At 40.2% G+C, this 12073-nt stretch carries 12 protein-coding genes and 2 tRNA genes (1 of these 14 only partly in view); 12 read left to right on the plus strand and 2 right to left on the minus strand.

Annotated elements, in window-relative coordinates; genetic code table 11:
* Positions 1–204: 204 nt before the first annotated feature.
* On the plus strand, positions 205–831 hold the full coding sequence (gene upp, locus H5181_RS16470; RefSeq protein WP_011636926.1) for a uracil phosphoribosyltransferase: 627 nt from the start codon (positions 205–207) through the stop codon (positions 829–831).
* A gap of 132 nt (positions 832–963) precedes the next feature.
* Here the strand turns inward: upp and H5181_RS16475 are convergent, their stop codons facing one another.
* Positions 964–2286: a Na+/H+ antiporter family protein gene (locus H5181_RS16475; protein WP_041412872.1), complete on the minus strand. Its 1323-nt coding sequence runs from the start codon at positions 2284–2286 to the stop codon at positions 964–966.
* Positions 2287–2675: 389 nt separating this feature from the next.
* Here H5181_RS16475 and H5181_RS16480 point away from each other — a divergent pair, with 389 nt between their 5' ends.
* Complete coding sequence (locus H5181_RS16480; RefSeq protein ID WP_011636928.1) at positions 2676–3281, plus strand: peroxiredoxin; 606 nt, start codon at positions 2676–2678, stop codon at positions 3279–3281.
* Between the two features lie 125 nt (positions 3282–3406).
* Here the strand turns inward: H5181_RS16480 and rnt are convergent, their stop codons facing one another.
* On the minus strand, positions 3407–4072 hold the full coding sequence (gene rnt / locus H5181_RS16485) for a ribonuclease T (RefSeq protein WP_011636929.1): 666 nt from the start codon (positions 4070–4072) through the stop codon (positions 3407–3409).
* A gap of 187 nt (positions 4073–4259) precedes the next feature.
* On the opposite strand from rnt, the gene H5181_RS16490 reads away from it, so the two are divergent.
* From H5181_RS16490 to H5181_RS20605, 10 genes are all read left to right on the plus strand, one after another.
* Positions 4260–5129, plus strand: a complete 870-nt coding sequence (locus H5181_RS16490; protein WP_011636930.1) for an OmpA family protein — start codon at positions 4260–4262, stop codon at positions 5127–5129.
* 1301 nt (positions 5130–6430) lie between these two features.
* Positions 6431–6832 carry a tol-pal system-associated acyl-CoA thioesterase gene (ybgC, locus tag H5181_RS16495; protein ID WP_086019746.1) on the plus strand — a complete coding sequence of 134 codons (402 nt, stop codon included), beginning with the start codon at positions 6431–6433 and terminating at the stop codon, positions 6830–6832.
* Positions 6822–7511, plus strand: coding sequence for a protein TolQ (tolQ, locus tag H5181_RS16500; protein WP_011636932.1), 690 nt, complete (start codon positions 6822–6824; stop codon positions 7509–7511). Before ybgC ends, tolQ begins: the two co-directional genes overlap by 11 nt.
* Entirely contained in the window at positions 7511–7939 is a 429-nt protein-coding gene (tolR, locus tag H5181_RS16505) for a protein TolR (RefSeq protein WP_011636933.1), read from the plus strand. The genes tolQ and tolR overlap by 1 nt, the downstream gene beginning before the upstream one ends.
* A complete protein-coding gene (gene tolA / locus H5181_RS16510; protein WP_182751545.1) occupies positions 7940–8902 on the plus strand; it encodes a cell envelope integrity protein TolA in 963 nt (320 codons plus the stop codon).
* Positions 8903–8945: 43 nt separating this feature from the next.
* Positions 8946–10274, plus strand: a complete 1329-nt coding sequence (gene tolB / locus H5181_RS16515; RefSeq protein ID WP_182751546.1) for a Tol-Pal system beta propeller repeat protein TolB — start codon at positions 8946–8948, stop codon at positions 10272–10274.
* A 23-nt stretch (positions 10275–10297) separates the two neighbouring features.
* Complete coding sequence (pal, locus tag H5181_RS16520) at positions 10298–10834, plus strand: peptidoglycan-associated lipoprotein Pal (RefSeq protein ID WP_182751547.1); 537 nt, start codon at positions 10298–10300, stop codon at positions 10832–10834.
* 55 nt (positions 10835–10889) lie between these two features.
* Positions 10890–11627 carry a tol-pal system protein YbgF gene (gene ybgF, locus H5181_RS16525; protein WP_182751548.1) on the plus strand — a complete coding sequence of 246 codons (738 nt, stop codon included), beginning with the start codon at positions 10890–10892 and terminating at the stop codon, positions 11625–11627.
* A 273-nt stretch (positions 11628–11900) separates the two neighbouring features.
* Positions 11901–11976 (plus strand) — tRNA-Lys (locus H5181_RS16530).
* A 43-nt stretch (positions 11977–12019) separates the two neighbouring features.
* A tRNA-Lys gene (locus H5181_RS20605) sits at positions 12020–12073 on the plus strand; it runs 122 nt beyond the window's last position.

Consider the following 12073-nt stretch of genomic DNA (forward strand, 5'->3'; position numbering starts at 1 on the left):
ATGCGGCAATATTCTACCAGTTTGTGCTGCTAGTCGGAAGCCATGTTTTTACTTTATCCTATAAAGAAAACGATGAATTGCCTATTTTTTATTGGTTTAGGTCACGATTTACTGCAATTTTGAAACTTTATGTTTTATAGAGAGGATAAATCGACTAACATTTATCAAATTTGCCTGAAATAGTCAGAAATCTAGGAGAAAGAAATGAAAGTCGTTGAAGTAAAGCATCCTCTGGTTCGTCATAAAGTTGGTTTAATGCGTGAAGCGGATATCAGCACCAAACGATTTCGTGAACTCGCCACTGAAGTTGGCAGTTTATTAACCTACGAAGCTACCGCTGATTTTGAAACTGAAACGGTGACAATTGAAGGTTGGAATGGCCCTGTTACTATTGAGCAGCTTAAAGGTAAGAAAGTAACTGTAGTGCCTATTTTACGTGCCGGTTTAGGCATGATGGATGGCGTTCTTGAGCATTTACCCAGTGCGCGTATTTCTGTAGTGGGTATTTATCGTGATGAAGAAACATTACAACCAGTACCTTACTTTGAAAAAATAGTCAGTAATGTAGATGAGCGTATCGCTTTAGTGGTTGACCCGATGTTAGCCACTGGCGGTTCAATGATTGCGACTATCGACCTGCTGAAAAAACGCGGTTGTACTTCAATTAAAGCGTTAGTTTTGGTTGCCGCGCCAGAAGGCATTAAAGCACTTGAATTAGCTCATCCTGATATTGAGTTGTATACCGCTTCGATCGATGATTGCCTAAACGAGCAAGGCTATATTTTGCCAGGTTTAGGTGATGCGGGTGATAAGATATTCGGTACCAAATAATTCGTTATACTGAATTGTTGATGCCATTGCTCTGCGTGATTTACATCATGTACGAGACAATAAAAACGGGAGCCTTTAGTAAGGCTCCCGTTTTTATTTCTAGCTTGATAAGCCGTCGTTATCATTTAAATGTTAAAGCACCATTGCAGCTATCCAACCAAAAATAAGCAGTGGGATGTTGTAGTGAATAAACGTTGGGATCACGCTGTCGCGAATATGATCATGTTGTCCATCGGCATTAAGACCTGCTGTTGGACCTAGGGTCGAATCCGATGCCGGTGAACCCGCATCACCAAGCGCTGCAGCAGTACCGACCAGCGCAATCGTTGCCGCAACAGAAAAACCAAAACTGAGTGCTAAAGGCACGTAAATGGTGGCAATAATGGGAATAGTTGAGAACGAAGAGCCAATTCCCATGGTGATCAATAAGCCGACAATTAGCATCAGTAATGCGGCTAGAGCCTTGTTGTCACCTATGATGTCACCTAGGGAGGTCACTAGTGTGCCAACTTCCCCGGTAGATTTTACCACAGCAGCAAAGCCCGCAGCGGCAATCATAATAAAGCCGATATTGGCCATCATGTGCACACCTTGGTTAAACAGGTCTTTGCTCACTTCGTGTTTAATGATCCCTGAGAAACGAAAGATAATGAAACCACTTAACGCACCAAATATCATCGAATCAGTTTGTAATTGAACGATTAAAGTAACCACAATTGCAGATAGTGATATCACAAGGCTTTTTCGACTGATGGTGGTTGCAATAGTGTCACTTACCACGGGTTGTTCAATCATGTATTCTCTAGGCTTGCGGTAACTAATAAATATTGCGGTGAGTAGGCCGACAACCATGCCCATAGCAGGTAATAGCATTGCTTTAGGAATTTGTTCACCGATAGCATTTAGCCCATTAGTGTTTAAATTTGCCAACAGAATGTCATTGAGGAAAATACCGCCAAAACCGATGGGTAAAATCATGTACGTGGTGACCAAGCCAAACGTGAGGATACAGGCTATAAGGCGGCGGTCGATACCTAGCTTTGAAATAACATGCAATAAAGGTGGAATAAGGATAGGAATAAAGGCGATGTGAATAGGCAAAATGTTTTGTGATGAAACAGCCATCAATAATATTGTGACTAATAGTAACCAACGTACAACTTGAGTATTGCCACTATTGGGCTCTTTACCGAGTTTTTTGATAATTGAATGAGAAATTAATGTCGTTAAACCTGAATGTGACAATGCTGCTGCAAATGCACCAAGTAATGCATAGCTTAGGGCTATTTGAGCGCCGCCGCCTAGGCCATCATTAAAGGCTGCGATTGTTTGATGAATATCTAATCCACCGACTAAACCGGCCACAACTGCACTAATGGTTAACGAGACCACAACGTTAATTCGAATAAAGCTTAAAAACAACATTAAGCAAACCGCGATTACAACCGCATTCATAATCATTTTTCTTAAAAGTAAGTGAGGCCGCTATTCTTGACTGTCTAGAGTCTATTTGTCCAGCTGATATCGATTTTTTAGGTATTTTTGCTGATAGTTAACTCAGGATGACTTGTCATTCAATATGTGGTTGTAGAAAACAAGGAATGAAATCATGTCATCAAATCATTTTGTCATATTTGAAACTTATTATTTAATGAGTCATGATGTTTTATTTTTCAGCAAGTAAACCAACATTCATCTGAAATAACTTATAAGTCCGTTAAATTAGATGTATGGTATACAACTGATTTAAGTCTCAACAGTATGGGTAATTGCTTGGTGGGTCACCATTTTGCGATACACATGTACTGTTGTTGAGTGTTTAAGCCATTAAATGGAGATAGATAATGAGCGTATTAGTAGGCCGTCCAGCCCCAGATTTTACAGCCGCAGCCGTTCTTGGTTCTGGTGAAATTGTTGACACATTTAACCTTGCTACCGCAATTAAAGGTAAGCCTGCAGTTATTTTCTTCTACCCACTCGATTTTACTTTTGTATGTCCATCAGAGCTAATTGCTTTTGATCACCGTATGGAAGAGTTCACTAAACGTGGTGTTGAAGTGATTGGTGTTTCTATTGATTCACAGTTTACTCATAACGCATGGCGTAACACTCCAGTCGACAAGGGTGGTATTGGCCAAGTTAAGTACACTCTAGTAGCTGATGTTAAACACGAAATTTGTAAAGCATATGACGTAGAGCATCCAGAAGCTGGTGTAGCTTTCCGTGGTTCTTTCTTAGTAGACAAAGAAGGTCAAGTTCGTCACCAAGTGGTTAACGATTTACCACTAGGCCGTAACGTTGATGAAATGATCCGTATGATTGACGCACTTCAGTTCCATGAAGAGCACGGTGAAGTTTGTCCAGCGGGCTGGTCAAAAGGCGAAAAAGGTATGACTGCAAGCACTGAAGGTGTTGCTGCATATCTAAAAGATAACTCTGACAAGCTATAATTTAGCAATTAGAGACAATAAAAAAGCTGCTTCGGCAGCTTTTTTATTGGGTGACATTAATGCTTTCTTATCGAACTGGCCAAGTGTTGATGGCCTGCAAGAGATAACGAAGGGCTAAGTATTCATTATTCGCTTGTAGAGTCGCTATCATCTTCCACAGCCGCTAATGGCCATCCGCCCAACGCTTTCCATCTGTTAACGATGAGGCAAAATAATTCAGCGGTACGTTCGGTATCATATAATGCTGAATGGGCTTCTTTATTGTCGAAATCGATCCCTGCCATTTTACAGGCTTTAGCTAATACAGTGTGTCCAATAGCAAGGCCTGCGAGTGTCGCGGTATCAAAGCTAGCAAAAGGATGAAAAGGAGATCGTTTTAAACCATTTCGTTCAATAGCCTTATTAACAAACCCTAAATCAAAAGCGGCATTGTGCGCGACAATGATACTGCGATGACAATCTGCTGCTTTTTGGGCTTTTTTAACTTCTTTAAAAATCTCTAAAAAAGCGACTTTTTCGTCTACTGCACCACGAAGTGGATTGGTGGGGTCTATACCGTTAAAAGCTAATGCTGCAGGTTCTAAGTTTGCGCCTTCAAAAGGCTCAATATTAAAGTGAAGGGTTCTATCAAGTACAATGACTCCATCACTATTCATTTTTAATAAGCTGACAGCAATTTCAAGCAACGCATCGGTATTGGCATTAAAACCCGCAGTTTCGACATCGATAACAACAGGGAAATAACCACGAAATCGGTGTTTAAACTTATTAGCGTCGCAAATATCAGTCATTACAGTTTTTATCCTCAATAGCTATCATTCATCGGTGCAAATGATATAAGCCGAGTATTATGCGCAAACTCAAGCGCAGTGTCATGTTTGATTGTGGTTTTTATCATCGATTAAACATGATTGTTTACTAAAGGAACTGACTTTGTGGCCGATAGAACAAATGTAATCGGGTATAAAGGGTGGTTTTATGTGGCGAAAACTGATGGTCCTCACAAGTTTGTGTCTTTGCTCAACGGCTAATGCCGACTTGAGGCACTACGTTGCGTCATTAGAAAACTCTGCATGGCGTATTGGTGAGAACAATCCAATAGAATGCCGTCTTGAACATGATATTCCTGACTATGGGCGAGCTGTGTTTACCAGTAACGCTGGTAAAGCGTTAAATTTACATTTCACGTTAGACATGTGGCTAAAACCTGATGCAGTGACTAAAGCGACATTAATTAGTCGAGCCCCTAGTTGGCGCCCAGGACACAATTCTAAAGAAATCACTCAACTGACTTACAATAAGCAGTTTAATGGTGAAGTGCCTAAAAAAGCTGCCTGGTCTATGCTGAATGAATTGAGCCAAGGAATGGAACCCACGTTTTATTATGCTGATTGGTATAATCACAATGCCAAGATTGCCGTCGGTTTGTCATCGGCTAATTTTGGCGGTAAATACCGTGAATTTCGTGCTTGCTTAGCTAATTTATTGCCATACAGTTTTGATGATATTGCTTTTACGGTGTTAAATTACCAAGAAGGCGGGGTAGAGCTTACTCGTTTTTCTAGCCAGCAATTACAGAAAATACAGCGTTATTTGTCTTTTGACCCTGAAGTAGAGCTCGTGCTCATTGATGCTTACACCGACAGTTACGGTGGACGTTCGGTTAACCAAAAGGTGTCAGATAAGCGTGCTGATTCAGTGAAAGATATTCTTATTGCTAGTGGTATCCCTAAAGATCGGATTCATACATCGGGTCATGGTGAGAAACGCCATGTAACAGGTAATGATCTTGCAGAAGAACGTAAGATGAATCGTAGGGTCGTGATTAAAATAACCAAACCTATATAATTCTATAATGTATCGCTTATTGCGCGCCATGCGCAGTCGCCTCGTTTATTGATATGATAATTTGTTTGAGCCTGTCATCCACCTGGTAAGCAGTACAATGGCTCAATCGCTAGATTATCCTCATCTATCTCTGCCCATTTCATTTGGCTGCTATTCAATATTTTTTAATACCAAAAGCCAAATCGATAATACTCATTTGTAAACGGATGGCGGTTCACTTAAAAGCCAACTCAATAGCGTGGACATCATTTCACTTTAAAGGGTTACGCTATTTCTTATTCGTATAGCTCAAATTTACAATAGTGGCATATTTTGATTTGTAGATTTGTTCGCTAGTATTTTAATTTTGGTTTATGAATATGCTAAAAAAAAGGCAAAAAAAACCCACTTAATCCAAGTGGGCTAAATAATTTGCAATCAACAAATCTAAGGAAGGAAGTCAAGCATAAGAACTAGGGATAACTGAGGTATTGGGTTACATCAGTTTGGAGTTCTTGGTTTTCAACATCTGAATCAGATGTGTCCTGAAAACAAGGCAATAATAGAATGTATACACTAATCTGACAAACAAGAAAAATTACGAGTTACCATTAGTAAAACTAATGATTAAATATGGTTGTTAGATGTTGTTTATACTCTAATCGGCTTATATAGCGCTTTATTAAGTTATTACCTATATTTATTGCATAACTATTCGGATTAGTTAATGCGGCGGTAAAAATATTTAACAAATAGTCTATATCTCATCATGTGACAAAGCATGCTTCTTGATTTAAATATGCAAAATATAATCCTAAACAATGTTAGACATGTAGGAATTACTCATATTAAGTTGGAATGTTAAGGTTGTCTCTTCATGAGGTTTAGTTAATCCCAACATAGTCAGCAAGACAAATAAGGCAACGTTATTGGTAGAGCCGTTGATAGTGTATTGACTGGAAACAAAACGCAGAATGTTGTTGGCTTAACTTTTATTCACGTTTACATTTTTCAGAGTGTGCGATGATGCTGCCATCTTGTTGTTGTCTTTTTTGCGGTATGTAGCTTTTTAAGCGGCTAAACATAGGCTTTTTCAGCCAATAAATGACTATGCCTATATTGCATGTTTTGTTTAACAAATTGTTAATTTTTTTGATAAATACATTAATAAAGCTTCATCTCTTACAGTTCCTGAGGTTTTTCGTGTGTTTTAGCGCATTTTGAGCAAAATAAAGTCTACTTTTCCCTCGGTACAATATTCACAAGCGTGTTGGTACTCGGTATAGTAAGCCAACTTTTACAACCTAAAAATTGATGTTCAGATTATGTTTGTTTGGCCTATTTCAGTCTATTACGAAGATACCGATGCCGGTGGTGTTGTGTACCATTCTAATTACTTAAAATTTTTTGAACGAGCCCGAACGCAATGGTTAAAATCAATGGGTGTTCGCCAAGCTGAACTGTTGTCAGAAGACATTGCTTTTGTCGTCAAACATGCAGAATTAGATTTTCGTAAAGCTGCAAAATTTGAACAGGATTTTGTGGTTGAATCAAAAGTTATAGAATTAAAAAAAGTGTCGTTGGTGTTTCACCAGCGGCTAGTTGATCATCAAGGTGATTGCTATTGTGAAGCGACAGTTGTTGTCGCGTGTATATCTTTATCACGTATGCGTCCCCGCGCTATTCCCCTAAATATTGTTCAGGAGTTTGACAGTGCACGCTGAAATTTCATTTATTGGTTTGTTTTTAGAAGCCAGTGTGTTGGTAAAGTTAGTTATGCTGACCTTGTTGGCATTATCGATTGCCTCATGGGCAGTGATCATTCAACGCAACAAATTATTAGGCTCTGCAAGAGTTAAGTCATTACGTTTTGAAGAAACGTTTTGGTCAGGTGTTGATTTAAACCGTCTTTACAAAGAATTAATAGCACGTGGTAGTGCTATCTCTGGTTTAGAATCGATGTTTGTGGCAGGTTTTAAAGAATATACTCGTTTGAGCAAAGTAAACAGTAAAGCACCTGAAGCGGTTATGGATGGAACTTCTCGAGCAATGCGAGTGAGTTTGTCGCGAGAAATGGAAAAGCTTGAAAACCATTTGCCGCTATTGGCAACGATTGGTTCTACCAGCCCATACATTGGTTTGTTTGGGACGGTATGGGGAATTATGAATTCCTTTATTGCACTGGGCGCCGTTGAAAATGCCACTCTTGCCATGGTTGCCCCAGGTATTGCAGAAGCATTGATTGCAACCGCAATGGGCTTGTTTGCTGCTATACCTGCCGTTATTGGTTATAACCGTTTTACAACGCAAGTTGATAAAATTGAAATGACTTATGCTAACTTTATGGAAGAATTCTCCAACATATTGCAACGTCAAGCGTATAGCGAGAAGGAAGCTGTTTAATGTATCAGCGTAAACGTCGTCGTCCAGTTGCAGAAATCAACGTTGTACCATACATCGACGTGATGTTGGTGTTGTTGATTATTTTTATGGTGACAGCGCCTATTGTATCGCAAGGAGTCAAAGTAGAATTACCTCAAGGTAATGCCGAGTCTTTACCACCTGATAGTAAGCCTCCTATCGTTGCATCGATTGACGCGGCTGGACAATATTTCTTGAATATCGGCAGTAGTTCTAACTCTGAAGTTATGGACTTAGAACAAGTGTCGACTGAAGTTGGAGCGTTAATCCAGCTTGAACCGTTAAGGCCTGTGGTAGTAAAAGCTGACCGCACGATACCTTATGAAAGCGTTATTCAATTAATGATTAGTTTGCAAGGTGCTGGTGTGCCTGCTGTAGGGTTAATGACCGATTCACCGAAGGAGAAATAGGTGGCTGGAAATTCAGATTTAACCGTACCAGTTTCTATTTCTGCTGGTATTCATATTGGATTTATCGTCATTCTTGCTTTAGGCATTAGTTTTGATGATAAGCCCAAGCAAATGCAAACGGCAGCAGCAAGTGCACCTGCCGTTCAAGCAATTGTAATTGATCAACAGAAAGTTAATGACAGAGTTGAGCAATTAAAGAAACAAAAGCAAGATGTGGCCAAGCAAGAAAAAGCCCGTCAAGCAGAACTAGAACGTAAAGCATCAGAAGCTCGCCGTGAGCGTGAACGTGAACAAGAAAAAATTAAAACTTTAGAGATCCAGCGTAAACAAAAAGAGCAGGAAACTCAAAAGGCTAATGACGCCGCTAAAGCAGCTCAGGCAAAGCAAGTGCTAGAAAAAGAGCGAGCAGATAAAGCTGAAGTAGTACGCAAGCAAAAAGAACAAGAGCAAAAAGCTTCTGAGGACGCAGCTAAGAAAGCAGCTGAAAAACGTAAGCAAGAAGAGGCTGCTGCGAAAAAAGCTCAAGAAGAACGTCAACGTGCTGATGATGAACGTAAACGTAAAGAAGATGCTGAGCGTAAACGTAAAGCTGAAGCTGATACTAAAGCGCGTCAAGAACGTGAAATGGCAGAGGCAATGGCTGCTGAACAAGACTCACTTTCTAAAACACGTAATAAACAAGTGTTGTCAGAAGTTGATAAGTATAAAGCCATGATTATTGCTACTATTCAACGAAATTTAGTTGTTGATGAGTCAATGCGTGGGAAAAGCTGCAGGGTCTTTATTCGTCTAGCGTCAGATGGTTTTGTCACAACCAGCCAAACGTTAGATGGTGACCAAGTAGTTTGTCGAGCAGCCAAAGCGTCGATTAATAAAGCGGGACGGTTACCAGTATCGCCTGAACCGGCTGTTTATCAGCTACTAAAAGAAATTAATTTAACCGTTTCACCGGAATTTAATTAATATAAATCGTATTTTATGATGGAATGGAGTTAAAAGGAGTCGCATGAAGAATTTGGCTAAATGGCTAACACTGGTATTAATAGTGTTAACTACACCCGCTCGCGCAGCGTTAGATATCGTGATTACAGAAGGGGTAGATGCAGCAAGACCTATCGCTGTGGTACCTTTTGTATGGCAAGGGCAAGGTCCCGCACCTGCATCTATTTCTGATGTGGTAGCATCTGATTTGTCTCGCAGTGGTACATTTAAGACGCTTGATGTTCGTGCATTGCCACAATCAACTATCTCGTCTGTGAATGGTTTTACTGCTCAGAATTGGGCTAGTGTAGAAGCTGAAGCACTTGTGGTAGGTACGGTTAAACCATATGGTGCTGATCAATATTTAGTAAGTTTTGAGCTGATTGATTTAGTCAAAGCACAACTTCAAGCAGGTAAAGGGCCTCAGAATAACAATGAGTTATTACTTGAAAGCCGTGAAACCGTGATCAGTGCAAACCAATTTAGGCAGTACAGTCATCGTATCAGCGATATTGTGTATGAAAAACTTACCGGTATTCGTGGCGCATTTTTAACCCGTATTGCATATGTTGTAGTTAAACAAGGTCAAAAAGCACCGTATCATCTAATGATTGCTGATTACGATGGTTACAATGAGCAAATGTTACTGCGTTCACCAGAGCCGTTGATGTCACCAACTTGGTCTCCTGATGGACGACGTTTAGCCTATGTTAGTTTTGAAAATAGAAAAGCTGAAATCTTTGTTCAAGACATTTACAGCCAAACACGTACATTGGTGAGTACTTTTGATGGCATAAACGGTGCCCCAGCATTTTCTCCAGACGGTAAAAAATTAGCTGTTACACTGTCAAAAGACGGCCAACCAGAAATTTATGTCGTCGATATTGCCACTAAAGCAAATCGACGTATTACAGAACATTACGCAATTGACACTGAACCTTCTTGGTTCCCAGACGGTAAATCGATTTTATTTACCTCTGAACGAGGTGGTAAGCCACAGTTATATCGCGTAAATTTAGATACAAATAAAGTCTCGCGTATGACTTTTGAAGGTGAATGGAACCTAGGTGGTTCAATTACCCCAGACGGTCGTAGTATGATTTTTGTAAACCGTACTAACGGTAAGTTCCATATTGCCAGAATGGATCTCGCAACACGCTTTATGCAGGTGCTTTCATCAACTCAACTTGATGAATCACCAAGTGTTGCTCCAAACGGCACTATGGTTATCTACGGTACAACCCATCAAGGTAAGCAAGTGTTAGCTGCTGTTTCTATGGACGGCAGATTTAAAGCAAGATTGCCTGTCGGCCAGGGCGAGGTGAAGTCACCAGCATGGTCTCCGTTTCTCTAAATAGATATTGATAAGGATTTAAAATGGATCTGAATAAGTTGTTTAAAGCTATGTTGGTTGCAGTTCCGCTTATGGCACTGGGTGCCTGTAGCTCAACTTCAGACTCTGAAACTGACGCTAACGGTTCTATGAGTGGTACTGGTAGTGAATACGGTAATGGTGGTATTGAAACTGGTGGTGTAGCTCCTGTACTAAGCTCTGCAGAACAGCAGCGTTTAAAAGAGCAAGAATTACGTCGTCAAAATATCATTTACTTCGATTTTGATCGCAGTGAAGTTCAAAGTGAAAATGCTGAAATCATTCAAGCTCATGGTAACTATTTAGTTGAAAACCCAAATGTTCGAGTGTTGATTGAAGGTCATGCGGATGAGCGTGGTACTCCTGAATACAACATCGCACTAGGTGAACGTCGCGCTAAAGCGATTGCTAAGTATTTACAAGGTATGGGTGTACAACCTAGCCAAATGAGTATCGTGAGCTACGGCGAAGAAAAGCCATTAGACTATTCACGTAACGATACTGGTTTTGCTAAAAACCGTCGTGGTGTGTTAGTTTACTAAAGCGTAAGAAGTACAAGGCCAACCTTTATCGGTTGGCCTTTTTTAGGAGATAAAAATGAAACTAGCCATATTGGTTGCGGCGATGTTCTTTACAACTGCAACAGTTTTTGCTGCACCAGCACCTGTTTCGGATGCATCTGGCGGTTCAAATGATGATAGGATTTCTAGAATAGAACGCATCATAAAAGCGAAGCAACAAGGCGAATTCGACATGCAACGTCGTATGGATGCATTGCAAAATGAAGTATTAGAATTAAGAGGCATTACTGAGCAACAAAATTATCAAATGAATCAAATGTTACAGCGTCAACGACAGCTGTACGAGGAAATTGCTAATCTTACTGCTAAGTCATCGACCCCAGTAGCACCTGTGCAAGCGGATGCCACGACGGTCGCAGCAGCTAGTTCAACGTTGGGTGAAACAGGAAGCTATGAAGCTGCCGTGAACTTGGTCCTTAAAGAACGTAAGTACGATGAAGCCATTCCTGCTTTTCGTAGTTTTATATCGACATACCCAGACTCTAATTATGCAGCTAATGCAAACTATTGGTTAGGCCAGTTGTTGTACAACAAAAGCGAGTACAATGATGCGAAACAAGCATTTAGTACTGTTGTCAGTAAATTTGCAGATTCAAATAAGCGTGGCGATAGTTTAGTTAAGCTTGGCATGATTGCAGAAAAAGAAAATGATTCTGCCGGTGCAAGAGCTTTGTATAACAAAGTTCTAAAAGAGTACGCAGATAGTGCCTCCGCACGCCTTGCACAACAACAATTATCAGCATTGAAAGGCTAATTAAGCCAAAAAACAGCCTCTTAGTCTGTTTTTCATGCAAACAACAAGAAATTATAAATTTGCGCTTGCATGAGAAATTGAAAAAGGTATTATAGGCGCCCTCAGAACGGCAGAGCCTTCTGGGGTGTGTTGAGGTGATACTAACTTAGTCTACAGTTACTGTGATATGAGTTATTATTAACAATCAACAAAATGGATGTTAATTTAACAAGTCTTGAAATATAGCAGTTAGGTATGTTCCAGTAAGAATATCAGTTCTTGCAAAACCAAGATGGGTCGTTAGCTCAGTTGGTAGAGCAGTTGGCTTTTAACCAATTGGTCGAAGGTTCGAATCCTTCACGACCCACCACTTTTTAAATCGTGGCTAAAGAATTTAAAGGTTACACCAAGATGGGTCGTTAGCTCAGTTGGTAGAGCAGTTGGCTTTTAACCAATTGGTCGAAGGT

Origin of the sequence: Shewanella sp. SG44-2, assembly GCF_014164215.1 — a bacterium.
In the GTDB taxonomy this organism is placed as follows: Bacteria; Pseudomonadota; Gammaproteobacteria; order Enterobacterales; family Shewanellaceae; genus Shewanella; species Shewanella frigidimarina.

Coding starts and splice junctions, on each gene's coding strand:
- upp (WP_011636926.1), top strand. CDS start 205: ATGAAAGTCGTTGAAGTAAAGCATCCTCTGGTTCGTCATAAAGTTGGT.
- H5181_RS16475 (WP_041412872.1), bottom strand. CDS start 2,286: ATGAATGCGGTTGTAATCGCGGTTTGCTTAATGTTGTTTTTAAGCTTT.
- H5181_RS16480 (WP_011636928.1), top strand. CDS start 2,676: ATGAGCGTATTAGTAGGCCGTCCAGCCCCAGATTTTACAGCCGCAGCC.
- rnt (WP_011636929.1), bottom strand. CDS start 4,072: ATGACTGATATTTGCGACGCTAATAAGTTTAAACACCGATTTCGTGGT.
- H5181_RS16490 (WP_011636930.1), top strand. CDS start 4,260: ATGTGGCGAAAACTGATGGTCCTCACAAGTTTGTGTCTTTGCTCAACG.
- tolR (WP_011636933.1), top strand. CDS start 7,511: ATGTATCAGCGTAAACGTCGTCGTCCAGTTGCAGAAATCAACGTTGTA.
- tolB (WP_182751546.1), top strand. CDS start 8,946: ATGAAGAATTTGGCTAAATGGCTAACACTGGTATTAATAGTGTTAACT.
- pal (WP_182751547.1), top strand. CDS start 10,298: ATGGATCTGAATAAGTTGTTTAAAGCTATGTTGGTTGCAGTTCCGCTT.
- ybgF (WP_182751548.1), top strand. CDS start 10,890: ATGAAACTAGCCATATTGGTTGCGGCGATGTTCTTTACAACTGCAACA.